A 26145-nucleotide genomic window follows, 5' to 3' on the forward strand; every position below is an offset into this window, starting at 1 on the left:
GACGCAAGTGCTCGGCCGTGTCAGTTTGCACGGGTGTGCAATCGAGGTATCGCATGTCAGTTGCTCGACCGATAACGGGTCCGTCGAAGGCCGCAGAGCTCGATCGTCGTCAGGTTTTCCTGGAGCGGACGATCCGGGAAGCCGGTGTGATCGCCTCTCGCGGTTTTGCGGATGTCCGAGACAACGGGTTTTCGCTCAAGGGTCCGCAGGATTTCCTGACCGAGACGGACGGAGCGGTCGAAGCCTTCCTGCGCGACGCGTTCGCCGCGTCCTGTGCTGACGACGGGTTTCTGGGCGAAGAAGGGGGCGGCGCGATCTCGCCTTGGCTCTGGGTGGTCGATCCCATCGACGGGACGGCGAACTTCGCCCGTGGCATTCCGCATTACTGCATCTCGATCGCCCTGGTGGTGGACGGCGTCACGGAACTCGGCGCCATTCTGAACCCGGAACTCGGTGATCTCTACTGCGCCCGCCGGGGCGGCGGGACGACCTGCAACGGACAGCCCGTGCGAGCCGCTGCGACGGCATCGTTCGCCTCGGCCAGCGTGGAACTAGGCTGGTCGAACCGGATCCCGAACGCTCGTTACCTGCAAGCCCTCGCCGCCATCCTCGAGCGCGGCGCCAACGTCCGGCGCGGCTCCTCGGGCGCCCTGGCGCTGGCCTATGTCGCGGCGGGCCATTCGGATGGCTATGCCGAGATCCACATGAACGCATGGGATTGTCTGGCCGGCCTGCTGATGGTTACGGAAGCCGGCGGCGTCGTCGACGACTTTCTGGCCAGAGGCGGCCTGGAAGCGGGCGGGCCGGTGTTCGCTGCTGCGCCCGGTATCGCCGACGAGTTGCGTCGGAGCCTCGCGTCGGATCTGTTTGGCACTGAGCGGCGTGACGGTGTATTGCCTGCAGGGTAGGGCCCTGGTGCGTGTGCGATGACGTGCCCCTTCCGAATTGGCCTCGTCGCAGATCCGCATTACCACGAGCTGTTTCCGGAATACGGCTTCGCGGATATGCGCCTCGGTGATCGCGCAGGCGCTGCCATCCGGACGCTGGCAGACACGCTCTCCTCGACCCGCATCTTCAACGAAAGCGCCGACGCCTTTCGGGCGGTGCTCGATGGCTGTGTCGAGCAGGGCCTCACGACCGTCGTCATCGTCGGCGACCTCACCGACGACGGACAGGTCTCGAATTTGGAAGGCGCCGCAGCACTCCTCGACGACTACGAACGGCGCCACGGCATCCGCTTCTTCCTGACGCCGGGCAACCACGATCTCCACGCCCTGTCCGGACGCGATCACGCCCAGCGCTTCCTCGTTCAGGACGGCAACTGGCGGACCGTCGGCAGCGCGGCCCTGGCCGGTCGTGTCAGCGCGCAGATGCGCGTCGTCGGCACTCGCAGGTTCCTGGCAGCGCTCGGCCGCTTCGGCTTTGGCCGGCGGCCGGAGGATCTCCACTGGGAAACTCCGTTCGGCGCGTCGGACGATCCGGACGACCGCCGGTTCACGATCGCCTCACCGAGCGGCGGGACGCACCGGACGCAGATCGACGCCTCCTATCTCGTCGAACCCGAGCCCGGGCTCTGGCTTCTCTCGCTCGATGCTAACGTCTTCGTGCCAAGGGACGGCGCGTTCGAGGCCGACGACCCCGCATCGATGACGGAGGCCTCCGATGCCGGATGGAACGGGGTCCTGCGCCACAAACCCTTCCTTCTCGACTGGATGCAGCAGGTCTCCCGGCGTGCCGAGGCTGGCGGCAAGACGCTTCTGGCCTTCTCGCATTACCCGGCGGTCGATCCGCTGAAGGGCACGCTGGCCGACGAGCTGGCGCTGTTCGGCGCCACCTCCTTCGCCCGCCGCACCCCCACCCCCGAGACGTCCGCACAGGTCGCCCGCACCGGGATCGGCCATCATGTCAGCGGTCACCTGCATGTCGACGACGACACCGAGTGCACGCTCGGCATCCACCGACTCGACCATCACGCCCTTCCCAGCCCCGTCGGCTTTCCTCCAGCCTGGAAGATTGCAGAAATTGCCGGGCGCGACCTCCGCCTGACAACGCATCCCGTTGACGTCCCCGCCTTCGATCGCTTCTTCGAAGCCTATCGCGCCGAGATCGCGGCTTCGGGATTGCAAACCCAGGCCTTCACGACGGCCAGCAGTTACCGGGACCTTCTCGAAGCCCATGTCGATGGTCTCGTGACCGGGCGATACCTCCCGTTGGACTGGCCCGCCGACCTCGCGGTCCGGATACCGGCCATGTCCCTTGGCGATCTGTTCGATCTGATGGTGCCGCCTGAAGCTGACGCCGCTCCGCAGGGCAAGCCACATCTCTCGGCGGAACTGCGGGCGCGCCCGATGACGGCGGTTCTCGCCGACTTCTATCGCCTGCGGAACGGACAGAACGCGGCCCTGTCGCGCCTGGATCCCCGCCTGGCCTCGGCTTATCGGCTCGTCGCAGCCCATGCGGCCAACGATACGATGCCTGACGGCATCGACACGGTGCGAGATCGCTTCAAGATCTTTCTGCGGATGCTGGCGCGCTATCTCGCAGCCGGTGCCGCAACGCTCAACCTCGAACCCCGCACTGAGCCCCGCCAGACCAGCGGGACCGGCAGAGTTTCTTCGGGGCCGCCATCGGCCTGATCCCGGTCGACGACGAGGGAGACGATGCGTCGGACGAGATCGTCCACAGGCTGTGCGAAGGTGGTCAGATCGTAGGAGGGCCAGCCCGCCTGCTCGATGTCGTCGAAGCCGATGACGCAGAGTTCGCGGGGTACTTGCAGGCCGAACTCGTGGCGTGCCCCATCCAGGAATCCGCAGGCGAGCAAATCGGTGACGCAGAACACCGCATCCGGACGGTCCTTGCTCGCGAGAAGCGCGCGGGCTCCCGCCATTCCACTGGCATGGGCCGTCGGCCCCTCGTGCCAGACGCGTGGCTCGAAGCCCTCGCTCCTCGCCGCTGCGATGAAATGCCTCTCGCGCCCGAGAAGGCTCGGCGTGCCCGCGCCCGACGAGACCACGGCGAGCTGCTGGCAGCCGGCTTCGAGGAAGCAGCGCACGGCTGTCGCGGCGGAGGTCTGGCTGTCGACCGCGAGATTGACCGTGCCGGCCAGCTGGTCGTCGCGGTTGAGCAGCACCAGCCGCTGGCCGCTGTCGAGGCAGGTCCGCGCGATCGCGGGATCGGGCGTTCCCGAGAGAACCACGGTGGCATCGGCCCGGTAGTTGAGGGTCTGGCGCAGCGCGTCCTCGACATTCTCCAGGCGCCCCGCGGCGTTCAGCACCATCGCGACCTTGCCCGCCTCCTGCAGACCGCGCGTCAAACGCTCGACCATGCGCGACAGGTAGGGCGTGTGGAGATCGGCGACGATCAGGCAGACGATGCCGGTCTCGTGCGACATCAGCCCGCGTGCCAGATGGTTCACGTGGTAGCCGAGATCCTCGGCCGCCTCGAGCACGCGCCGCCGCGTCTCGCTCGAGACGCTGGCGCCGGGCGTGAAGGTGCGCGAGACCGCCGAGCGCGAGACGCCGGCGCGATCGGCGACCTGCTGTGCACTGGCGAACCCCGTTCGTTTCCCGTCCTGCGCCATCACGATCCCCCCGAACCGCACGTGTTATGCACAGCCGTTCAAAAACTGGCAACCAATCGCGGCAACGGGGCGTGCGACGTTGACAATCAACCGGGGCGGGTTCAGCTTTGCACAGGAGTGCAGAGAATAACTGCGCCGTGGGAGAGATCAGACATGCGCTACGCGACCCTTGCCGCCACGTTGCTGGCCGGTGCTTCCGCTCTTGCCGCCCTTCCGGCTCAGGCAGCCGGCTCGCTCAACCTCATCTGCGCCGCGGACGTGAAATGGTGCGAGTTGATGGAGAGCGCCTTCGAGGCCGATCACGACATCGACGTCAACATGGTGCGCATGAGTTCGGGCGAGGCCTATGCAAGGCTGCGCGCCGAGGCGCGCAACCCCAAGTCGGACCTCTGGTGGGGTGGCACGGGCGATCCGCATCTGCAGGCGGCGGAAGACAACCTGACGCAGGAGTACAAGTCTCCGCTTCTCGGCGAGATGCAGCCCTGGGCCGTGCAGCAGGCGGACGTCTCCAAGTTCCGTACGATCGGCGTCTACTCGGGGGCTCTCGGCTGGGGCTACAACACCGAGATCTTCGCCAAAAAGGGGCTGGCCGAGCCCACCTGCTGGAAAGACCTCACCTCCGAGGCCTATCGCGGCGAGATCCAGATCGCCAATCCCAACTCTTCGGGCACCGCCTACAATGCGCTGGCGACGCTCGTGCAGCTGATGGGCGAGGAGCCGGCCTTCACCTACTTGAAGGAGCTGAACAAGAACGTCACGCAGTACACCAAGTCGGGATCGGCCCCGGTGAAGGCGGCGGCGCGGGGCGAGACGGGGCTTGGCATCGTCTTCATGCACGACAGCGTTGCGATGACCGTGCAGGGCTTCCCGGTCAAGACGGTGGCGCCCTGCGAGGGCACCGGCTTCGAGGTCGGCTCGATGTCGATCGTCAAGGGCGCGCGCAATCTCGACAACGCCAAGATCTTCTACGACTGGGCGATCTCGGCGCCCGTCCAGTCGCGGGCCGCGGAGGCCGACAGCTTCCAGCTTCCCTCGAACAAGGGTGCGACCATCCCGCCGGAAGCGCCGAAGTTCGATGCGATCAAGCTCATCGACTACGACTTCGCCAAGTACGGCAGCACGCAGGTGCGCAAGGCGCTGCTGGAACGATGGGACCGGGAGATTGGCGCGAACGCCAACTGACGGCGACGCGTTTCAAGACAGGGTCCGCGACGCGGACCCTTCATCCCCTTGCCTCTTCGTTCGACTGAAGGAAGCCGACGATGGATCGCCGCGTCCGCCGCCTCGACATGGCACTCGCCCTCGGCTTTGCGGCCTTCTTGGCGCTGCCCTTCTACGGGATCGACGCCGGGATCCTGTCCGTCGCATGGCTGTCGGATTATCCGGCGACCCCTGAGACGGCACCGGCCGTGGCGCAGGTGGCGCTGCGGGGCGCGTGGTGGCTCCTGCCCCTGGCGGCGACGCTGCTCGTCGCGCTCGCCCTGCGCCTCGCCCGCCCCTCGGAATGGCGGGGTGGCTGGCTCGCCGTCGCCGGGGGCTTCGGCATCGCCTGGCTGGTGATCGAGGGCCTGTCGATCGGTTATGCCGGCTGGAACTGGGGCGGCTGGGAGGCGATGCTCGGGCCGCTCGCCGACGGTCAGCCGCCCTTCGGGATCGGGGGACTGGCGCTTGCGGTGTCGTTCCTGCTTCTCCTCGCCTTCGGCCTGGCGGAGCGAGGCATGCTGCGCGGCGACGCGTTCGTCCTGTCGGCCATCGTTCTCCTTCTGGCGCTGGTCGTCACCTTCGTCCTCTATCCGATCTCCAGCCTGATGATCGGCGCGCTGCAGGGCTTCGACGGCTCCTTCGATGCCACGAGCTTCGTGCGCAACATCCAGGACCCGCAGATCTGGTCGCTGGCGTGCCTGACCGGCGGCGGCAACTGCGGCCTCGCCTGGCGCACGGTCTTCCTGGCGCTCGCCACGGGGCTGGGAACGACGGTGCTGGGCCTTGCCTTCGCCCTCGTCGCCACCCGCACGCCGTTTCCCTTCCCCAAGCTGCTGCGGCTCCTGACGATCCTGCCGATTATCACCCCGCCCTTCGTGATCGGGCTGGCGCTCATCCTCCTTCTCGGCCGCTCCGGCATCGTCACCACCGCGATCGCCGACGTCACGGGCCTGGAGGGCGGCCGCTGGCTCTACGGCATGACCGGCATCTGGATCGCCCAGATGCTATCCTTCACCCCCATCGCCTTCATGATCCTCATCGGCGTCGTCAACGGCATCAGCCCGTCGATGGAAGAGGCGGCGCAGACGATGCGCGCCGACCGCTGGCGCACGTTCTGGACCGTCTCGTTTCCGCTGATGCGGCCGGGCCTCGCCAACGCGTTCCTCGTCGGCTTCATCGAGAGCATGGCCGATTTCGGCAATCCGCTGGTGCTCGGCGGCAGCCACGGGGTGCTGTCGACCGAGATCTTCTTCGCCGTGGTGGGGGCCCAGAACGATCCGGCACGCGCCGCCGTGCTGGCGCTCATCCTCCTCGCCTTCACCCTCACCGCCTTCTTCCTGCAGCGCGCCTGGCTGAAGGGACGCAACTTCACCACCGTCACCGGCAAGGGCGACAGCGGACGCCATATCCGTCTCGACCCCCGCCTGTCGGTCGGCGTGCACGCGCTCGTTCTGCCCTGGCTTGTCTTCACCGTGGCAATCTACGCGATGATCCTGTTCGGCGGCTTCGTCCGGACGCTCGGCCTCGACAACACGCTGACGCTCGACCACTTCGCCAAGGCCTTCTCGATCGGGACGGCGGCCAATGGCGGCCTCGCCTGGACCGGCGTCGCCTGGAACTCGTTCTGGACGACGATGAAGATCTCGCTCATCGCCGCACCGCTGACCGCCGCGCTCGGGCTCCTCAGCGCCTATCTGGTGGTGCGCCAGCGCTTCGCCGGGCGCGAGGCGTTCGAATTCCTCCTCATGCTGTCCTTCGCCATTCCCGGCACGGTCATCGGCGTATCCTACGTCCTCGCCTTCAACCTGCCGCCGATCGAGCTGACGGGAACCGCCCTCATCCTCGTCGTCTGCTTCATCTTCCGCAACATGCCGGTGGGCGTTCGCGGCGGGATCGCGGCGATGAGCCAGCTCGACAAGAGCCTCGACGAGGCGTCGCTGACGCTCGGCGCCAACAGCTTCACCACACTGCGCCGGGTCATCCTGCCGCTGCTGCGCCCGGCCATCACCGCGGCCCTCGTCTACAGCTTCGTGCGCTCGATCACCTCGATCAGCGCGGTGATCTTCCTCGTCAGCGCACAGTACAACATGGCGACCTCCTACATCGTCGGGCTGACCGAGACCGGCGAATACGGCGTCGCCATCGCCTACTCCGCCGTCCTCATCCTCGTGATGGTGCTGGTGATCGCAGCCTTCCAGCTTATCGTCGGCGAGCGCCGCCTGCGCACGGCGCCGGCCACCGGCGCGCTGGCCCTTCCCGCCAACACCGGACTGAAGGAAACCACTGCATGAGCCTTGAGACGAGGCCCGGTTCCGTTCGCTTCGATGCCGTGCAAAAGCGGTTCGGGAGTTTCACCGCGATCCACTCGCTCGACCTGACGATCGAACCGGGCACGCTCGTCACGCTTCTGGGGCCATCGGGCTGCGGCAAGACCACGACGCTGCGCATGCTGGCGGGGCTGGAGCAGCCGACCGGCGGGCGGATCGTCATCGGCGGACGCGACGTCACGGCCCTGCCGGCCAACGAGCGCGACGTGTCGATGGTGTTCCAGTCCTACGCGCTCTTTCCGCATATGAGCGTCGGCGACAACGTCGCCTACGGGCTTCGTTCCACCGGCCGCTCCAAGCGGGAGGCGGCCGAGCAGGCCGCGCACGGACTCGAGCTCGTCGGCCTCAAGGGTTATGGCGACCGGCTGCCCGCCGAACTGTCGGGCGGGCAGCAGCAACGTGTCGCCGTGGCGCGCGCCCTCGTCCTGGAGCCGCAGGTGCTCCTTCTCGACGAACCGCTTTCCAACCTCGACGCCCGGTTGCGGCGCAAGGTGCGCACCGAGATCCGCGAGTTGCAGCAGCGCCTCGGCTTCACCGCCGTCTACGTGACGCATGATCAGGAGGAGGCGCTCGCCGTCTCCGACCGGATCGTCGTCCTGCACGAAGGCCGCATCGCACAGGCCGGTTCGCCCCGCGAACTCTACGAGCGGCCAGCCTCCGCCTTCATCGCGGACTTCATCGGCGAGGCCAACGTCGTTCCCTGCGAGGTGCTCGGCCAGGATCGGGGCCGCGCCCGAATTCGCGTCGGCGGCCTGGAGCACGAACTGCCCTTCTTCGAGCCCCTCGGCGCAACGGCACGGCTCGCGATCCGCCCCAATGCGATGTTCCTTCAGACCTCGTCGACGCAGGCGCTGAACGGACGCGTCCTCAGCGCCGCCTATCTCGGCGACCATGTCGAGTATGAAGTCGAGACTGCGGTCGGCACGCTGTTCGTCATCGACCCGGCCGTCGAGAACGTGCGCAGCATTCACAGCGATGTCGGCATCGGACTCTACGAGCGCGGCGTTGCCGTCATTCCAGGCTGATGACGACGCCGGGCGCCTGCTTGCCGGATCCCATGCCCGATCATGCTTCGGTGAGAGGCTTTGGATCCGAAGGCGTAGGCAGATCCATCATCTCGCACCGGAGCGGCGGCAGGGTTCGCCTCATCCACGCCGTCAAGCGATTATCGGTGCTTCCTCGAATGCGGACATCGAGAACGGGTGAGGCGCCATTTCGGGCGATACGCCTCTCCAATCGTCATCGCCCGCGCCTCAGGAGAAGGTTTCGAGCACGGCCATGAAGGCGTGGCGGTCGCTCTGGCCTTCGGTCAGACGGACGCGGCTTTCGATGTCCGCGAGATGGAAGTCCATCAGCTCGCGCGCCTTGCCAACGTCCTTGGCCCGAAGCGCCGCGACGATCATGCGGTGGTGGTCGGCGCCGCAGTCGTCCTTGCGCTCGTCCTCGTAGAGCGACATCACCAGCGAGAGACGGGCGACGATCTTGGAGAGGACCTCGGTCAGGACGGGATTGCCGGCGATCTCCGCGAGCGCGATGTGGAACTTGCCGGAGAGGACCGTCTTCGACTTCTCGTCGCCATGGTGATGGATGTGCTCCTCGTCGTCGGTGAGCCGCTGGAGATGCTCGAACTGCTCCGGCGTCGCCCGCTCCACCACGAGGTCGAGGAGCAGCCCCTCGATCTTGCGGCGGGCCTCGAAGAGGTTCCTCGCCTGCTCGATGCTGGGCTCCGCGACGAAGGTGCCACGGTTCCGCTTGCGATCGAGGAGATGGTCGCTTTCCAGAACGCCGAGCGCGCCGCGCACCACGGTGCGGCTGACGCCGAAATGCTCCGCGATGGCCTCTTCGAGAATCTTGGTGCCCGGCTTCAACGCGCCCTCTCCGATGGCCCCCGCAAGCGTCGCGCGGATGCGTTCGGAGATGTCGTCGTTGCCGTCGGTCGCATCCGCCGCGGTCGGGCCGGCCGGCATCGTCTTGTTGGTTGGGCCGCGTGTCTTCTTCATGGGCGTCTTCAATCCACGTGCGACGATCGACGGCATTCGTCGATCGCTTCGAGCCTGTCGCGACCCCTTTCTTTCCATTGCTTCACTCCTGCGCAAGTCGGTTGCGGCGCGGCGTGCGAAACGATCGGCACGCCGCGCGCGGGATTGAGGATCTCTAAGCTGCCTTCCGCTGCCCGTCGGCAGCCGAGAGGGCGATGCCCTGGTCGGCGCAGAGGCGCTCGATGTGCTGGGCGGACCGGCGGATGAACCCGACGGCCTCATTGAAACCGTAGGACTGGTGCTCGTAGGTCGGGTAGCCGTACTGGCTGGCCTCGAAGGCTTCCCAGTCCGGAACCGCGCCCGACGCGACCCGCTGCTCGTAGGCGTCGATCATCGCCATGTAGGCGGCGAGCTCTTCGGCCGTCAGATCGGGATGCCCGGCGCGCCAGACGGGATCGTCGATCTCGATGCACTGGCGCGGATTGGCCGCGCGACGCTTGTCTTCGGTGGATTGCGCGACTTCGAGCGAGAGGTTCAGCGCCGGGTTGGCCTTTGCCAGAATCGGCAGGATCGCGGCGAAATCGACGATGCCGGTTCCGCACGGCCGGGTCTGGAAGTCGAGACCGCCGGGGGCGCGCCCGACATAGGCGTCCTTGATGTGCGTCTGGCGGATGTACGGTGCCAGACGCCGCGCGGCGAAGACCGGATGCTCGGCACGCTGCAATCCGTTCGCCGTGTCGAAGACCGCTCCGACGCAGTCGGGGCCGACCGCCTCGATCAGCCGGACGATCTCGAAGGAGGTGATCTCGTCGTGGGTCTCGATGTTGAGATGGGCGCCGTGGTCGCGGGCGACGGGCGCCAGCCGCTGTAGAACCTTCTCGATGCCAGCCAGCTGCTCGTCCCAGCCGACGTCGGTCCGGAACCGGTCGTTGGCGAGGCGGCCGGGATAGGCCGGCTTGAAGTTGCCCGGCGACACCCACAGCTCGAGGCAGCCGATGGCGGCGCTCGCCTCGATCATGCGGGTGAAACCCGCGATGATGTCGCCGCCGCCGATCGCCCGGAACTCCGGTGCCTCCGCGCTGCAATAGGGGTTGATCTTGCCGACGCCGCTTTCGAGGTAGAGGCCGAGTTCGTCGGCCTTCGACCGGATCTCCCTCAAGAGGCCGCGGTCGAGCGTCGGGCTCATGTCGAGCACCGTGCTGAAGAAGATGCCGGACAGGCCGAGCGCCTTGACGTGGTCGAGGCTGGCGAGAGGCCCCCGCTTCTTCGCCTCGGGCAGCTTCAGCCCGTCGATGCCGAGTTTCATGTCAGTGTCTTTCGCAGGGGACGATGGGACGGCGCGTCATGCGCACCGGTCGGAGGCGGCCGGGGCGATGCCGGGGGGCGGCCGCGAAACGGCGCGGCGTTGGGCTCAGGTCGCATCGCGGCGCGCCTTCGCCTTGGGCGCGGCGCCGCGATCGGCGGGCAGGAGGCGCTGCTCGAGGACGTGCTGGCCGAGCGAGGCGACGGTGGTCAGCGCGAGGTACCAGATGGAGGCGACGAACAGGAGTTCGATCACCAGGAAGTTGCGGGCGTAGATGTGCTGGGCCTGCGTCAGCAGATCCTGCATGCCGATAACGGAGACGATCGCGCTGGCCTTCAGCATGCCGATCGCCTGGTTGCCGGTCGGAGGAACGACGAGCCGCAAGGCCTGTGGCAGCACGATCGCGAGGAAGGTCTGCCGGGGTTTCAGACCCAGAGCGGCAGAGGCGTCGCGCTGGCCGCGGTCGATGGCGATAAGCCCGCCCCGGATGATCTCCGCCATGTTGGCGGCCTCGTGCAGCCCGAGGGCAAGGAACCCCGCAAGCGCCGGCGTCACAAGGTCGTTGATCGAGATCGCGTAGGACCCGAACCCGATCTGCGGGATGAAGAGCGCGATGTTGAACCAGAAGAACACCTGCACGATGAGCGGAACGCCTCGGAACCACCAGACGAATCCGGCGGCCAGGATCTTCAGGACGAGGTTCCGCGACGTCGCCATCAATGCGACGAGGCACCCGAGGACGATCCCGAAGACCATGGCTGCGATCGTCAGCTGCAGGGTCATAACCACCCCGGCCAGGATCGAGGGGTGAACCAGGTATCGTGGGATTTCGGACCACTGGACGCTCTGGCTCTGCGTCAGGACGAAAGCCAGCCCTGCAAGGATCGCGAGGGCGACGCCGCCGGTGGCCAGTTGCCCCCGCTGGAGGGCGCGGGGGACTGGGGGCGCGGCGGCGAAGCTCGCAGAGGACGCGGCGGAGAGCGACATGGCCTCACTCCACCGGCATGCTGGCGGCATCGTTGACCTTGACGGTCGTCACCGCCAGCGGTCCGAGGCCCCATCTGGTCATGATCGATCCGTAGGCGCCGGCATCGACCATCTGCTGAAGGGCGGCGGTCACGGCGTCCCGGAGCTGCGGATTGTCCTTGGCGGTCAGCATGCCGAGATAGCCGACGGCGAGGCGGACATCGGCCAGCGCCTCCAGGCCCTTGCCTTTGCCGATCTGATTTTGCGTGGTGTAGACGCTGGTCGCATAGCCGTTGACGGTGGCGTCGGCGCGTCCCGTCCGCACGGCCTGGAGGACGTCGGGCATCTTCGGGATCGAGAGGATCTCGATCGGCGTCGAGCACCTGGCGGAGGCGGCATCCACCAGCCGCGCCTGGAACGTGCCGACCGGCACGGCGACCCGCTTGCCGCAGAGGTCGGCCATGCCCCTGATCCCCAAGGGGTTGTCCTTGATCGTCATGATCGTCGTCGCGTCGTACATGTAGTCGATGACGTCGACCTGCTTTTCCAGCTCGGGATCGTCGTTGATCCCCGACATGGAGATGTCGAACCGCTTGGAGAGGATCGCGGGCACGATCGCTGCGCCCGCGCCGACATCGGTCATCTCGATCTTCAGCCCGAGGATGATGCCGATCGCCTCGGCGAGATCGGCGTCGATGCCGACCAGCCCGCCGTCATCGGCGTGGAAGCTGATCGGCGGCGTGAGATCGGTCGCGACCTTGAGGACGCCCGACGACTTGAGGGATGCCGGGAGGGCATCGGCGAGCTTCGGGGTGAGGACGACGCCAGGCAGCTTGGCAATGTCGATGGCAGCAGCAGCCGGTGTTGGTTCTGCGGCCCGGGATGGGCTGATGACCAGGGGCGCGGCTACCACGAGCGCCATGAGGGTGGTGGCCAGCCAGCGGGTCTGCATCACTTGAATGCTCGTCATGGGATCTCGCCTTCTCGTTCCGACGGAAGTGTCGAGATCTTCTACGCAAGAGCCATGCCAATCTGCCGGATCGTGATAAACCGCTGCTTTAGATCGGAAATTCTGGCCCCTGCAATCGTCCGTATCTGCTTTCGCACATAATTTCTACAGTTCGGTGATCAAGACAGCATCTCGTTCCGGATCAGGTTTGGGCTTGTTTGGGTGACGACATTGTCTCGGAGATCGCGAGTATGACGGGTTCGCCGAGATTGCTCAAAAAATGACGCATCTGGTGATGCTTTTATCACTTAGATCATTCGAATTTCCATGCGCAATCTGTTTCGAAAATGAATATCGAAGATGACGGTATTATATTATATCTAGTGATTTCAGCAGGATGCATCGCCAGATCGGCTGAGGAGGCCCGTTTGGCACGCTCCTTGCTGGGTGTGTGGCATGGACACGATCGCCGCAGCACAATCCGGTCAGCCGCTTTCCCGCCTCACGGCGCGGCCAGAGGCACCGTGCGCGGCCGGGCCCCAGGATGGGACAAGCCGAATGCTTCAAACCGCCAACACGATCCATCGCAAGCGGCTGAGCGTTCAGGGTCTCAGTCATAGTTATGGGGGACAGAACGCCGTTACCGATGTCGCCTTCGACATCGAAGCCGGCGAGATCGTCGCGCTGCTGGGCCCCAGCGGATGCGGCAAGTCGACGGTCCTGCGTGCCGTCGCGGGCCTCATTCAGCCCAAATCCGGAACGATCGTGCTGGGGAGCGAGAACCTCGCCCATGTCTCCGCGCGCTCGCGCGGCATCGGCATGGTGTTCCAGAACTACGCGTTGTTTCCGCATCTCACCGTCGCCGAGAACATCGCCTATCCGCTTGCCTGCCAGAAGATGCCGCGAGCCGAGCGCAAGGCCCGCGTCGAGGAAATGCTGGCGCTCGTCCGGCTGGACGGATATGCGAACCGCCTGCCGCGCGAACTCTCCGGCGGCCAGCAGCAGCGCGTGGCCGTCGCCCGCGCCATCGCCGGGCGTCCCTCGCTTCTCCTCCTCGACGAGCCCTTCGGCGCCCTCGACCGCGCCCTGCGCTTCGACCTTCAGGTGGAGTTGCTCCATCTGCAGCGCACCCTCGGCATCACGACACTGATCGTCACTCACGATCAGGAGGAGGCACAGAGTCTGGCGAGCCGCCTCGTTTTGATGAACAAGGGCCATGTCGAGCAGATCGACACGCCGATGGCCGTCTACGACCAGCCCAAGACGCTGTTCGTCAACACCTTCATGGGGCAGGCCAACCGCATCGATGGAACCGTTGTCGAGACCGACGGCGAGAGCACGCTGATCGGTCTTGCCGGCGAGACGAGCCTGCGCCTGCCGCACCGCCTGAACTTCATGGCGGGCTCGAAGGTCGCGATCACGTTCCGGCCCGAGGAGGTTCGCCTCTCCGCCCAGCCCAGCCCGGGTGCGCTGCCGGCCCGCGTCACGGTTTCGGTGCCGCTTGGCCCCTCGCTCGTCCACGACCTCGTCCTCGACGACGGCACCGGCCTGCGCGCGTCCGAGACGCGAGGGCCCGGCACGTTCATTCCCGAGCCCGGAACCCGCGTCTTCGCCGAGATCGATGCCGCGCGCTGCCATGCCTTCCCGGCCGATGCCTGAGACCCGCTTTTCCCCGACGACGCCAACGAACCCGAGGTGCTCCCCATGACGCATGACTTCAACATCACCCGCCGCAATTTCGGCTGGCTCCTTGCCGGCGCGGCCGCCGCGTCGAGCCTGCCGTTCGCGGCACGGGCCGCGGGCGAAACCGCCGTGGCGGCCACCTTCCCCGGCAACTGGGAGGACGGCTATCGCACGGTCCTGACGCCGCTCGTGCAGGAGGCCGGCTACGGGCTGACGGTCGCGCCGGCCATGGCGCAGGACCAGTTGGCCAAGGTCATGGCGAGCCCGGGCAACCCGCCCTACGACACGCTGCTCATGTCGCCCGGCCAGATGGCGATCGCGGTCGAGAACGACATCATCCAGAAGATCGATCCCAGCCGGTTGAAGAACTGGGGCCTGCTCGATTCCGCCTTCCAGGGCGAGTACGGCCCGACCGTCACGATCGAGGTGAACGGCATCGCCTACAATCCCGATCTCGTGCCGCGGCCGAAGGGCTACCGCGACCTCTTCGAGAACCCCGCCTATGCCGGCCAGGTGTCGTGGACGGGCTTTGCCTCGAACACCGCGGTCATGGCCTATACCGAGATCGCCAAGATCTACGGCTCGGGCCCGAGCGACATGGATGCCGTCTTCAAGCTGTTCAAGGACCATCCCGAGCAGTTGAAGGGCGTCGTCGACTCGACCAACCACCAGATGACGCTGTTCCAGCAGGGCGAGATCGCCGTCTTCATGTGCTCGACCGGCAATGTCGCCCGCCTGAAATCGATGGGGCTGAATGCCGAGTTCGTCCATCCGGAGACGGGCGCCCCGGCGGCCCCCGTCAACATCCACCTGACCAAGGGCGCCAGGAACCTCGACGCCGCCTATGCCTACATGGACGCGGCGATCTCGAAGGCGGCGCAGGACAAGCTGAAGATGCCGCCGACCGAGATGTTCCCGACCAACCGCGAGGTTGCTCTGACGCCCGGCATCGAGGCCTATGTCACGCGCGATCAGCTCGCCGGCATGACCTATCCCGACTGGGCCGGGATCAACCGGAACCGGGCGGGCTGGATCCGGACGTTCGACGCGCTGGTCGCGGGCTGAGGTCGGACGATGAAGGCGAGCGGCCTTCCCTACGTCGTCCCGATGCTGCTGTTGTCGGTGGCGTTCTTCGCAACGCCGCTCGCCGTTCTCGTCGGTTTCAGCTTCACCGGCCCGGACGGGCCGACCCTCGCTCACTACGTCCGGTTCTTCGGGGACGCGTTCAACTTTCGCGTCCTCGTCAACACCGCCCGGCTCGGCCTGGAAACGGTCGCCGGCACGACCCTTCTCGGCGTGCCGATCGCGCTGCTCTACTGGCACAGCGGCCGGACCGTGCGTCAGGTCATCGTCTTCCTGACGTTGATCCCGATGCTGACCAGCAACGTCGTCAGGACCTTCGCCTGGATCGTCATTCTCGGACGGCAGGGACCGATCAGCGAGGCGCTTCTGGCCCTCGGCCTGACCGGGCGACCGATCAGCCTCATGTTCACCGAGCTCGGCCTCGTGATGGCGATGGTGCAGATCGACCTGCCGCTGATCATCCTGCCGCTGATCGCGATCCTGTCGCGCACACCGGTCCCCCTGACCGAGGCGGCCGAGGTGTCCGGGGCCGGCCCCTGGCGCATCGCCGCGACGGTGCTCCTGCCGCTGATGCTGCCGGGCCTGCTGGCGGGCTGGATCCTCGTCTTCGCCAGCACCAGCAGCTCCTTCGTGACCCAGGCTGTCATCGGCGGTGCCCGCAACGTCTACGTGCCCCAGCTCATCTATCGCGAGGTCGGCACGCTCTTCGACTGGCCGCTGGCCTCGGCCATCGCCGTGGTCCTGCTTTTGTCGACGGGCTGCCTCCTGGTCGCGATGACGATGATTTCCCGCCACAGAAGGTTGGTCGGCCATGCGTGATGCCCGCGAGAATCCGGTCCCGGTGCTGCTGTACAAGGCCTTCGTCTACGGCTTCGGCGCCTTGTGCCTCCTCTATCTCATCGCGCCGATCGCGATAGCGCTGACGATGTCCTTCACCTCAGGCCAGACGCTCAAATACCCGCCGGAGGGCTTCTCGCTGCGCTGGTACCAGGCGCTGCTCGATCCCGTCCGGTCCGCGACGGAGCATCTGGCGGCCTGGAACTCGTTGAAGATCGCCGGCCTCGCGGTTCTGGGAACCCTCCTCTTCGCGGTTCCCGCCACGATCGGAATGACGCGCATGCGCGGCGGCGCGGTCGGAACGATCGAACCCCTGCTGCTCGCGCCCCTCGTGCTGCCGAGCCTCGTCTACGGGCTGGCGGCGTTGATCGTCGCCAATTTCGTCGGCGTCCAGCCCTCGCTCTGGCTGACGGTGACCGGCCATATCGTGGTCTTCGGTCCGCTGATGTACCGCGCGGCCTCCGTCGTCGCGCAAGGGCTCAACCCGTCGCTCGCGGAGGCCTCGACGACGATGGGCGCCACCTGGTTCACGACGCTGCGCCGGGTGACCCTGCCGCTCCTCATGCCCGGCATTCTCGCCGGCGCCTTCCTCGTCTTCATCCAGTCGCTCGACAACGTCTCGGTCTCGCTGTTCCTGGCCGACGCCCAGACCACGGTGCTGCCGCTGCGCATGTTCGCGCTCATCGAAGAGTCGCTCGACGTTCGCGTCGCCGCGATCTCCGGCATCCTCATCGCGCTGACGCTGGTCGGAATGCTCGTCGCCCGGCGCGTTCTCGCCCCGCCGCGACAGGCCTGATCGCCGACCGCCGGCTCCAACCTACCCACCGCATGACCCTCAAGGATACGACTTTCATGACGACGCGTTCGACGACCGCAGGCGCCCTGCGCATCGGATCGCTGCTGGCCGACTTCGAGCCGGACTTCCCGTTTTCCGCACCCATGCCGCTGCCCGTCGAGGAGTTCGAGGACCGCCTTCGCCGCGTCCGGCGTCAGGCGGTCGAGGCCGGGCACGACGCCATCGTCGTGCATGCCGGGAGCGTCGGCTGGTTCCATGCCTCGAACGCGTATCTTCGCTACATCTGCGACTGGATGCGCGAGGGCGTGCTGATCATCCCGACCGACGCCGACAAGGCGCTGGTGCTCCTGTCCTTCTTCACGCAGTCCGTGCTGCTGCCACCGGGCGGCGAGCCCGTTCTCGTCGACGAGATCTGGCAGATCGGCCCGATCGGCCGCGAATATGCCGATCGTCCCGGCGATTCCGTCGTGAAGACCGCCGAAAAATGTGCGGAGATCCTCGATCGGCTCGGGTTGGCGAAGGGCCAGATCGGCCGGCTCGGCGATCGCACGGCCCTGACCTTCTGGGCGGCCCTTGACGAGATGCTGCCCAAGGCGAAGTTCGTCACCGACAACGCCATTCTCAACCGCATGCAGAAGGTCCGCTCGCCGCGCGAGATCGAAATGTTCCGCGCCGCAGCGCAACTGATCAGCATCGGCACGCAGGCCGCCTATCACGTGACGCGCCCGGGCGTGACCGACCACGAGATCTACGCCGCCTTCACCGCAGCCCAACTCGCGCTCGGCGGCGAGACCGGCGACGGCTACCAGATCGGCATCAACGCCTTCGGCACCCATTGCGGCAAACCCTACGGCCACGTCGTTCGGCCGGGCGACCTCGTCAACCTCTACATCTCCAACGTCACCTATCGCGGCTACACCGCGCAGACCGCCCGAATGATCGCGGTCGGCGGGATCACCGATCGGCAGGAACTGGTGCTGGCCGCCTGCACGGAAGGGGTCAAGCGCGCCGAGACGCTGATCCGGCCGGGCGCCCTGATGCGCGACGTCAACAACGCCGCCTTCGAGCCGATGATCGAACGGGGACTGCTCACCTCGCCGGAGGCACGGACCATGCCCTACAACTGGGCGCCGATGCCGGACGGGGGAGCCCGGCTGATCCCGCATCAGTATGTCGAGGACGCCGACTGGGAGGCGCAGGGCCGCAAGCTCATGCACGTCTATCCGGCGACGCACGGGCCCCATAATCCCAATCTCGGCCATTCCGTCGGTATGGCCGGTGGGCAGAACAGTTTCAACATCTCCTCGCACAACTACGACCGGATGGAGGAAGGCATGGTCTTCGTCCTCCACACGCAATGGCTCGAGCCCTTGTCGGCCGGCTGCAACATCGGCGATCTCTACGTCGTCACCGCGGACGGGTTCGAAAACCTCAGCCGCCACACGCCGCTCGAAACCCACCGCGTCGCGACGGGAGCCTGAGATGAACACGCCGACGCCTCACACGCATTTCGACTTCGCCAAGCTGACCGAACGCGAGCGCTACAAGCTCCTGATCGGCACAGTGATCCCGCGCCCCATCGCCCTCGTCACCACGATGAGCCGGGAGGGCCGCGCCAATGCCGGCCCGTTCAGCTTCTTCAACGTTCTCACCCACGATCCCGCGATCGTCGCGATCGGGGTCGAGAATCAGGCCGATCTCAGCTTCAAGGACACGGCCCGCAACATCGACGAGACCAGGGAGTTCACGGTCCATATCGTCGACAATGCCCTCGTCGACCAGATGGAGATCTGCGCGATCAAGTTCGGGCCCGAGGTCGACGAACTCGCGGAAGCCGGTCTCGAAACGGCGCCCGGCCAGATGGTCCGCAGCCCGCGCATTCTGGCCGCGCCCGCCGCCCTCGAATGCCGCCTCCACACGGTGCTGCGCGTTAGCCCCGCCCGTGAAATCATCCTCGGCGAAGTCGTCGGCCTCTTCGTGCGCAGCGATGCCATCGACCCGTCGAACCTCCACATCGACCAGCAACTGATGGACGTCGTCGGCCGCATGGGCGGCCACACCTATGCGCGAACCCGCGACCAGTTCGACATCAAGACGCGGTCGAAGGAGGAGTGGACCCGGCGCGCAGCAGACCTCGGTTTCGGCTGAGAACGTTTGAGGACTAGTCGCCCGCGTGGCCATGAGAAGATCTTCGGGCGATCCACGGCCTCGATCGTTGCAGTCGAATGCGGCACAAAGGATGCCGAACGGACGCGCTCGGCTTTTGCTTTCGTGCCGGGACGCGCAGCAATCGCTGACGGACCGATGCCGCATTGTGTCCCCTGAATGATCAGGCCCAGCAAGACTGTTGTCATTGCCATTCGTGGTGCTGCTCCACATCCACGACGGATCGACATTCGCGCTTCGCACTCGCCTTGATCGTTGATGGAGAGGGCTGCGTGCTGAAACGCGGAGCCGTCCATGGCGGCCCAGCGCGACGAGTGTGATGCCGAGCCGTGGAAGAGGATGTCGCGGCCGCTTCCGGGCGAGGTTGGAGATACCGGCCGAACGATCTCCAACGACCTCTTGGTCGTCAATGGATGTTTGTCGGTTGTGCGTCTCGGTGCGCGAACGCCATCTGCTGGAGCGCGCCGGCAAAAGGAAGACGGTCCATCGACCTTCAGCCGGTGGCGTCATACCGACGTCTGCGAGCATGTGCTGGCAACGCAGAGACAAAAAATAACCAAAGGTTATATTCAAAAATCTAAGGTTATAATGTGAACCAATATATACTTTTGTCGCGGCAAAAAGTCGAATAAAACGACATGGTTTCATTGTGTATTACAATATGATTCATACCCATAATATATGGTCCACTTCGAAACGAAGGTGGATTATCATCCAATGGGGCAACGGCGCACAAATGGTCGCCAAGGTGCTGTCAAGGCTATCGGCCGTTTTCGCGGGCTGTTCAAATTTACAGCTCACGAGACAGGGGGCGCCATCGCGGTCGAGTTTGCTCTCCTTGCGTTGCCGTTTTTTCTCCTGACGTTTGCCGTTCTCGAAACGGCCTCGGTCTTCATCGGGGAACTGACGCTTGAGAATGCCGTGGCCCGCGTTGGCCGCACGGTGCGGACCGGCGAGGTTGCCGGCGCACAACTTTCATCCGATGACTTGCGGAAGCGCGTGTGTCAGGCAGTTCCACTTCGGATCAACTGTCAGAAGCTCAGCGTCGACCTCAGAAGTTACAGTCGGTTCTCGGATATTCCAACCGTCATTCCCATGAAAGACGACGCGCTTGACGTCGGAAGCTTCACCTATGAGTGGGGGACACCCGGTCAGATCATGGCCTTGAGGGTCTTTTACGAATGGCCGGTGCATACCGACCTCATGCGCACGTATCTGTCGAACGTGCCCGACGGCAACCACATGCTGGTTGCCGTCGATGTCTTCAAGACCGAACCTTTCCAATGAAGAGTATCGTCAAGTCGCTTCATGATGGGGTTGTGTCGCGCAGCCTTCGGACTCGTTCGGGTTCTGCAGCGGTCGAGTTCGCCATCATCGCGCCCGTGCTCATCGTCCTGTATTTCGGTGGTGTCGACTTAACCCTCGCGTTGACCTGCAATCAAAAGATCAAGCACGCAACGGGTGTTGTCGCCGATCTCGTCGCTCAGTCGGTCAAGCTCAATCCCGAAGAGGTGGTCGAGTACTTCACGGCGGCCGATGCCGTGCTGCAGCCTTACAAGTCAAAGCCGCTTGCGATCTCGGTCTCTGTCCTAACCATCGATGCCAACGGTCTTGCCAAGGTGGCCTGGTCGTCGGCACGCGGAATGACGAAGCGAAAGGCCGGCTCGACCTTCTCGCTTCCTCCGGGACTGACCACGCCGGAGCAAAAGTCGCTGGTCATCGCAGAGTCGACTTATGCCTATGCCCCGCTGACACGTTTCGTCACCACCGGGACTTTCAACCTCAGCGAAACCGTCTACGCCCGGCCTCGTGGGCGGGCGGCCATCCTGTGCCCGAACTGCTAGGGCCGCCCTCACACTCACTCTCAGGACGCCGCATCGATGTTGCGCCGCTTTCTCGCCGATCAATCCGGCAACTTCGCCATCCTGACAGCCCTCATGGCGGTGCCCCTCATCCTGGCCGTCGGCTTCGGAGTGGACGCGGCACGGTACTATTCGGCGCAGGCCAAACTCCAGAACGCCACCGACATGGCCGCTCTTGCGCTGGCCGCGTCCACGGAGCAGGACAGTCAAACGCTCGCGAAACTGGCCACATCCTATCTTCTGGCCAACATGTCGAACACCAATGTCGACCACATCGCCGTCAAAGTCACGACTGCGACCCCGGAAGAGATCGAACTCGCGGCGTCCGGGACCATGCCCCTCACGTTCATGCAACTGGCTCGGTTGTCTTCGATGACACTGGGAACCGAGACCAAGGCGATGCGCTCGCCTGTTCGCAACGTTGAACTCGCTCTCGTTCTCGACAACACCTGGTCGATGTCGGAGACGGACGCCGGTGGCGTCACGAAGATCAACACGCTCAAGCAGGCGGCACGCGAACTCGTCAATGCGCTGATCACGGACGAAGACAGTCCTGTGAGAATCGGACTTGTCCCGTATGCCGATTATGTCAATGTCGGCACACAGTATCGGAATGCGTCTTGGCTGGATGTGGGCAGCGATTATTCTGTGGTGCCGGCTGAGCGCAAGTGCGTTATCTTGTCAACGAAAAGAAGCTGTCCGGTCGACAAGAATCCAACGTATTCGTGCACGCGATACGTGGATGGAGTTGCTGAGACCGGAAGCTGTGGGGGCGGGTGTCCGGTCGCCGAAGTGGACAAGACGGTCACACCGTATGAGTCATGCTCTGGTGGTGGAAATCCGACCTACTACAAGTGGTACGGCTGCATTGGATCTCGAAAAACGGGGACTTCGCGGCTCAACGACCTCTCGCCGGGTATCCGCTATCCCGGTTATCTGGAGACAAGCCAGAAGTGCCTGAACCCCATTGTCACCCTCACGAAAGATCGGGCCGCGCTCGTCAAGGCGATCGATGGGATGGTCATCAATGTCGGCGGCTACAAGCCATACACCTATATCCCTGCCGGTATGATCTGGGGCCAGAATGTCTTGTCGCCGCCCGAACCTTTGACGGATGCTGCCGACTACGATGACGAGAATGTCGATCCGCGCAAGGTTCTGATCCTGATGACGGATGGGGACAACACGCTTCGCTTCAACTCCGGTGACGGACGGCACATTTCCTTGAGTTCAAACGCTTCCACGGCCACCACGCAGGTGAACCAGACCAATAGCGATACGCTTTCGATCTGCTCATACGCCAAGTCCAAGAAGATCGAGATTTTTACAGTCGCGTTCATGGTCGATAACACGGTCGCCAAATCCATGTTGGAAACATGCGCCAGCGACGCCAAACATTATTTTGATGCTTCAAACAGCAGTAAGTTGCTGAGCGCGTTCTCGGGAATTGCGCGAGCCATCAACCAGGTTCGGTTGGCTCGCTAGGATCTGGCGCTTTGGTCGGATTCGCAACGGGGCAATGGCTGCGAATGCGACGGGGGGAACAAGGCCATCGGTGCATCGGTCGGTATCGGTGGCGACCCGCTGGCAGTCCAGGAGGCGGCCGAGCAGGATCTCGATGCGGTTGGGATGTAAGTCGCGATGCTTGTCGTGGCGCATCGGGAATTGCGAGGCCTTCGCCTGGAAATGCAGCGTTTGATGCTCTTCTCATGCACGGCGTCACGGAACCGATCGACGTCCGAGCCGCGGTCGCCGAGCAACCATGGCGCCTAGGGCAAATCGTCCAGAAACGCTGCCGTCCGGGGGCATCGTTGACTTGATCGGCAGGTCTGAAAAAACCTCAAGGCGCCGCCATCGGCATCGGCGACGCTGTGGATCGTTGATGATCAAGCCGCCTTTGGCATGGCCGATCGGCCATACGACGCCTCCGCTCACCCCGAAGGTTCGAGGGCAGGCGCTGCGCCTTCAGGGCGGCTGCGTCGATCATCACCGTCTTCGGCTCGGCAACCGCGGCGGCGAGCCCTTTTAGCTTGCGCACGGACGTTCCCATCTCTCCCCAGCGCTTCCCGCGGCTGTGCAGCGTCTCTGCGGCCCGTAGTCCTTCGGCGGATCTCGCCAACGCAGCCCGTTGCGCATGACGACGATGATCTCGCTCGGCATCTCGCGGTCATCGACCCACAGCTTGCCGTGGTCGCTGGCAAGGAACGGCGGGCGGCAGCGGTGCGATTTGCTCGCCCCGCCAGCCGGCACAAGCCGCTTGAACTGCCTTGCCGGAGCCTGAAGCGGATCGAACGGTGTTGATCCATGGAGCCTGACCCGAGACGGCCGACCTCGTCGGTTCGTCGCGAGCCAGAGGCCACCGCTGCCGACGGCAAGGACACGATCCGGTGTTTCTGATCCTCGGGGCAGCGATGACGCCGACCTGTTTCCGCGATCTCCGATCGATCGAAGGCATTTTGCTCATGGCTGCCCGTCGGCACGCGGACTAGCCGCACGGTTCGGAAAGCGGCTCAGGCCGGATGGGTAGGGCGTCAGCGAACGAGCGGTCGCCGCACGTCACTTCGTCTTGCCGCCCGACGCTCAATTCAGCGCGTAGCATTCCGATGTGGCGACGGTCTGATCGGTCGCAGGATTGACCCCCTGCAACAGACAGATCAGATAGGTCTCGCGCAGGCGCAAGGTTACCACCGGACCCGATGTGGCGACGTAGGAACTGATGACGGTCCCGCCCGCATTCAGCATGGCGGTGAGCGATTCCGATACGGGCGACAGGTTCGACGGCACGGAGAGCGCCTTGTGCGGAGACTTGACGCCTTCGTCCAACGGCCAGTGTGTTTCCTGAGCGTGGAGTTGCACTGGCAACAAGCTCAAGACCAGCGCAGCAACGAGGTAGACCAGCTTCATGAATCGGCTCCATGATGGCCACATGCGAGCGGCCATCGTCCATAGGCGTGACGGAGATCGCTTCCGCATCTCGATACGGCTGATCGGACGTGATTGTCCGGTCAGACCTGTTCCATACCATCGGACTGTAACAGTTCACCCTGCGATATGATGGTGGTCGGCGCACGCCTTTTCGAACGAGGCCATGGCCGGGCGCGGCTGTCAGACGCCGTGTCGGCCCCGACGGCTTGCCCTTGTTGGCCGTCGATCCAGCGCGGGCCCGGGTCGGATCGCCGGCTTGGCGTCGGCGAGCCTGTAGAACGTGGCGACCAGTCCACCCTGGGTGAACGCCAGGGGGCATGATCCGTTTTCCGCGGGCTGCCGGCTGGCGGGCTCGAACGATGGTGCTGCCGAGCATCAGGTGTTGTCTTCGCGGTCGGCGATGAGTGCTCGAACACGTACTCCCACACGCGGACATGGCCCCAACGGCTGGAGCGGGGATGCACCGTACTCCACCGAGATCCTCTTCCATTGCCTGCCGATCCGTTCGTTGCGCTCAAGCGGCACCGAGGGCTCCGCGTCTCGACCCGGAGCCCTCTGAACCAACGATCACGTCAACCGGGAAGGCCGATCATCGATCCCGCCTAGTACAGTCCCAGCCAGCGGATCGGCCCGACCGTGAGAATTGGGAACAGGACCAGGAGAAAGATTGCGATCGTCAGGACGCTCATCGGCGCCAGCGACCCCCGAATGACGTCTTCGACCCGCATGCCAGAGACCTGGGCCGCCGCGAAGAGGCAGACGCCGACCGGGGGTGTCACGAGACCCAGCGTCAGGGTCATCACGGTCACGATCAGGAAGTGCATGGGATCGATGCCGAGCGACAGGGCGGAGGGCATCAGCACCGGGATCATGATGAACATGGCCGGGATCGCCTCCATGAAGATGCCGATGAGGAGGAGGAAGGCGAAGATGATGAGAAGGCCGGAGACCGGCCCGTAGCTGATCGCGTCGAGCAGCACGGCCACCTTCGAGGGCAGATCCTCGTAGGTGAAGATCCAGGCGGCGACCTGCGAGGTCGCGGCGATGAAGAGGATCGTGCCGGAAATCCGCGCCGTGGAAATGAGGATCTCCGGCACCTCCGACAGCGGGATCGTCCGGTAGACGAGAAGACCGAGCACGAGCACGTAGACCACCGCGACCGCCGCCGCTTCCGTCGGCGTGAAGAGGCCGCTGGCGATGCCGGCCATGAGGATGACGGGCGTCAGCATCGGCAGGATGGCGCCGAGGCCGGTGACGAGGACCCTGCGCAGCACGAAGGGCGACGGCGGATTGTAGCCGTAATGCACGGAGTAGAAGTGGTTGAAGACCATGAAGGCCAAGGCGATGAAGAGCCCCGGCACCAGGCCCGCCACCAGCAAGGCGCCGATCGAGACGTTGGCGATCGAGCCGGCGATGACCACGAGGATCGAGGGCGGGATGATCGAGGACAGCGTGGCGGTGCAGAGCGTCATCCCGACGGCGTAGCCCTTCGGGAAGCCATGGCGCTCCATCGCCTTGATCTCGATGGCGCCGACCGAGGCGATGTCGGCGACGGACGAACCGGAGACGCCCGAGAAGATCACCGACGAGGCGACATTGACATGGCCGAGCCCGCCCGGAAGCCAGCCGACCAGCGCTTCGGCGAAGTCGAAGATGCGCTCGGCGACGCGCCCCTTCTCCATGACGGCGCCGACGAGGATGAACAGCGGCACGGCGACGAGCAAGAAGGAGTTCATCGACGAGAACATCGTCTGCGACAGGAGGTCGAGCGGCATCGAGGTGAAGAGGGCGAGGACGAGGACGCTGGCGAGGCCGAGCGCCACGGCCAGAGGCACGCCGACCACCGCAAGCACGAGGAAGACGACGAGGAGAGAAAGGCTCATCATGGACGGATCTCCGCGCTCAGGTCTGCATGGGTGGACATCGCCTCGCTCGATTGCGGAAGGCCGGGTTCCGGCAGGGCGATGAGGTCGTAGCGGGTGCGAAGGGAATCGACGATGGCGAGGATCGCGACCACCGATGACACGGGCATGATCAGTCCGATCATCCACATCGGGATCGGCACGGTCGCCGCGGTCTCCCGCATCATGATCTGCTGGCATACGAGCGTCATGCCGGTCCAGCCCATCAGGACGAAGAAGAGAACCGAGGATCCGACATAGATTGGAACGGCGAGATGCTGGAACACGCGGCGGCCATAGGCGAGGAACACCACGACGCGCGCGCTCTCGACGGTGCGGAAACCGGCGGCGAGGCCAAGAAACACCATCCAGATGAACAGGAAGCGCACGGCTTCCTCCGTCCACGGAAGGGGATGGCCGAGGAGGCGCCCGGCCACCTGCATCAGCACCACGACGAGAATGCCGGCGCAGGCAAGACCTGCCGCGACATCCGCAACGATCCTGACGGCCGTGCCGAGATTGGGAAGTCTGGAAGACATGGAGGAGGCGGTCCTTTCGCGACATCGACCGGGGGCGGACCGGGCG

The 26145-nt window shown here is 65.1% G+C and carries 22 protein-coding genes; 14 read left to right on the forward strand and 8 right to left on the reverse strand.

Annotated features, from left to right (window positions below):
* Positions 1-53 precede the first annotated feature (53 nt).
* Entirely contained in the window at positions 54-908 is an 855-nt protein-coding gene (locus tag AUL33_RS10070; RefSeq protein WP_082652485.1) for an inositol monophosphatase family protein, read from the forward strand.
* An 18-nt stretch (positions 909-926) separates the two neighbouring features.
* Positions 927-2636, forward strand: a complete 1710-nt coding sequence (locus AUL33_RS10075) for a metallophosphoesterase (protein ID WP_082652486.1) — start codon at positions 927-929, stop codon at positions 2634-2636.
* Here the strand turns inward: AUL33_RS10075 and AUL33_RS10080 are convergent.
* Entirely contained in the window at positions 2534-3580 is a 1047-nt protein-coding gene (locus AUL33_RS10080; RefSeq protein WP_062207170.1) for a substrate-binding domain-containing protein, read from the reverse strand. The two genes, AUL33_RS10075 and AUL33_RS10080, sit on opposite strands and share 103 nt — an antisense overlap.
* Before the next feature lie 153 nt (positions 3581-3733).
* Here AUL33_RS10080 and AUL33_RS10085 point away from each other — a divergent pair, with 153 nt between their 5' ends.
* The 3 genes from AUL33_RS10085 (at position 3734) to AUL33_RS10095 (ending at position 8135) form a co-directional block, all read left to right on the forward strand.
* Positions 3734-4762 carry an ABC transporter substrate-binding protein gene (locus tag AUL33_RS10085; RefSeq protein ID WP_062207172.1) on the forward strand — a complete coding sequence of 343 codons (1029 nt, stop codon included), beginning with the start codon at positions 3734-3736 and terminating at the stop codon, positions 4760-4762.
* 80 nt (positions 4763-4842) lie between these two features.
* The gene (locus AUL33_RS10090) at positions 4843-7074 is read left to right on the forward strand and encodes an iron ABC transporter permease (RefSeq protein WP_062207174.1); all 2232 of its coding nucleotides are present in this window, start codon (positions 4843-4845) and stop codon (positions 7072-7074) included.
* Positions 7071-8135 carry an ABC transporter ATP-binding protein gene (locus AUL33_RS10095; RefSeq protein WP_062207176.1) on the forward strand — a complete coding sequence of 355 codons (1065 nt, stop codon included), beginning with the start codon at positions 7071-7073 and terminating at the stop codon, positions 8133-8135. Before AUL33_RS10090 ends, AUL33_RS10095 begins: the two co-directional genes overlap by 4 nt.
* Positions 8136-8363: 228 nt before the next feature.
* On the opposite strand, the gene AUL33_RS10100 is transcribed toward AUL33_RS10095, so the two are convergent.
* The 4 genes from AUL33_RS10100 to AUL33_RS10115 form a co-directional block, all read right to left on the reverse strand.
* Positions 8364-9077 (reverse strand): GntR family transcriptional regulator, encoded by a 714-nt coding sequence (locus AUL33_RS10100; RefSeq protein ID WP_374754418.1) that lies wholly within the window; start codon positions 9075-9077, stop codon positions 8364-8366.
* Between the two features lie 187 nt (positions 9078-9264).
* On the reverse strand, positions 9265-10395 hold the full coding sequence (locus tag AUL33_RS10105; protein ID WP_062207178.1) for a sugar phosphate isomerase/epimerase family protein: 1131 nt from the start codon (positions 10393-10395) through the stop codon (positions 9265-9267).
* A 105-nt stretch (positions 10396-10500) separates the two neighbouring features.
* Positions 10501-11379: an amino acid ABC transporter permease gene (locus AUL33_RS10110; protein ID WP_062207180.1), complete on the reverse strand. Its 879-nt coding sequence runs from the start codon at positions 11377-11379 to the stop codon at positions 10501-10503.
* A 4-nt stretch (positions 11380-11383) separates the two neighbouring features.
* A complete protein-coding gene (locus AUL33_RS10115; protein WP_374754419.1) occupies positions 11384-12280 on the reverse strand; it encodes an ABC transporter substrate-binding protein in 897 nt (298 codons plus the stop codon).
* 585 nt (positions 12281-12865) lie between these two features.
* On the opposite strand from AUL33_RS10115, the gene AUL33_RS10120 reads away from it, so the two are divergent.
* The 9 genes from AUL33_RS10120 (at position 12866) to AUL33_RS10160 (ending at position 22219) form a co-directional block, all read left to right on the forward strand.
* The gene (locus AUL33_RS10120) at positions 12866-13966 is read left to right on the forward strand and encodes an ABC transporter ATP-binding protein (RefSeq protein WP_062207185.1); all 1101 of its coding nucleotides are present in this window, start codon (positions 12866-12868) and stop codon (positions 13964-13966) included.
* A 45-nt stretch (positions 13967-14011) separates the two neighbouring features.
* Complete coding sequence (locus AUL33_RS10125; RefSeq protein ID WP_062207187.1) at positions 14012-15055, forward strand: extracellular solute-binding protein; 1044 nt, start codon at positions 14012-14014, stop codon at positions 15053-15055.
* A gap of 9 nt (positions 15056-15064) precedes the next feature.
* Positions 15065-15892 (forward strand): ABC transporter permease, encoded by an 828-nt coding sequence (locus tag AUL33_RS10130; protein ID WP_062207189.1) that lies wholly within the window; start codon positions 15065-15067, stop codon positions 15890-15892.
* Positions 15885-16706, forward strand: coding sequence for an ABC transporter permease (locus AUL33_RS10135; protein ID WP_062207190.1), 822 nt, complete (start codon positions 15885-15887; stop codon positions 16704-16706). The genes AUL33_RS10130 and AUL33_RS10135 overlap by 8 nt, the downstream gene beginning before the upstream one ends.
* Positions 16707-16762: 56 nt before the next feature.
* On the forward strand, positions 16763-18187 hold the full coding sequence (locus tag AUL33_RS10140; RefSeq protein WP_062207192.1) for a Xaa-Pro peptidase family protein: 1425 nt from the start codon (positions 16763-16765) through the stop codon (positions 18185-18187).
* A 1-nt stretch (position 18188) separates the two neighbouring features.
* Complete coding sequence (locus tag AUL33_RS10145; RefSeq protein WP_062207194.1) at positions 18189-18854, forward strand: flavin reductase family protein; 666 nt, start codon at positions 18189-18191, stop codon at positions 18852-18854.
* A gap of 720 nt (positions 18855-19574) precedes the next feature.
* On the forward strand, positions 19575-20159 hold the full coding sequence (locus AUL33_RS10150) for a TadE/TadG family type IV pilus assembly protein (protein ID WP_192843172.1): 585 nt from the start codon (positions 19575-19577) through the stop codon (positions 20157-20159).
* Positions 20156-20716: a TadE/TadG family type IV pilus assembly protein gene (locus AUL33_RS10155; protein WP_062207198.1), complete on the forward strand. Its 561-nt coding sequence runs from the start codon at positions 20156-20158 to the stop codon at positions 20714-20716. The genes AUL33_RS10150 and AUL33_RS10155 overlap by 4 nt, the downstream gene beginning before the upstream one ends.
* 36 nt (positions 20717-20752) lie before the next feature.
* Positions 20753-22219, forward strand: coding sequence for a TadE/TadG family type IV pilus assembly protein (locus tag AUL33_RS10160; protein WP_062207200.1), 1467 nt, complete (start codon positions 20753-20755; stop codon positions 22217-22219).
* Between the two features lie 1095 nt (positions 22220-23314).
* On the opposite strand, the gene AUL33_RS10165 is transcribed toward AUL33_RS10160, so the two are convergent.
* The 3 genes from AUL33_RS10165 to AUL33_RS10175 all read right to left on the reverse strand — a co-directional run bounded on the left by AUL33_RS10165 (position 23315) and on the right by AUL33_RS10175 (position 26099).
* Complete coding sequence (locus AUL33_RS10165) at positions 23315-23638, reverse strand: hypothetical protein (protein ID WP_156419352.1); 324 nt, start codon at positions 23636-23638, stop codon at positions 23315-23317.
* 623 nt (positions 23639-24261) lie between these two features.
* On the reverse strand, positions 24262-25542 hold the full coding sequence (locus AUL33_RS10170; RefSeq protein WP_062207251.1) for a TRAP transporter large permease: 1281 nt from the start codon (positions 25540-25542) through the stop codon (positions 24262-24264).
* Positions 25542-26099, reverse strand: coding sequence for a TRAP transporter small permease (locus AUL33_RS10175; protein WP_062207203.1), 558 nt, complete (start codon positions 26097-26099; stop codon positions 25542-25544). Before AUL33_RS10175 ends, AUL33_RS10170 begins: the two co-directional genes overlap by 1 nt.
* Positions 26100-26145 lie beyond the last annotated feature (46 nt).

It is taken from the genome of Aureimonas sp. AU12, assembly GCF_001463705.1.
Taxonomy (GTDB): Bacteria; Pseudomonadota; Alphaproteobacteria; order Rhizobiales; family Rhizobiaceae; genus Aureimonas.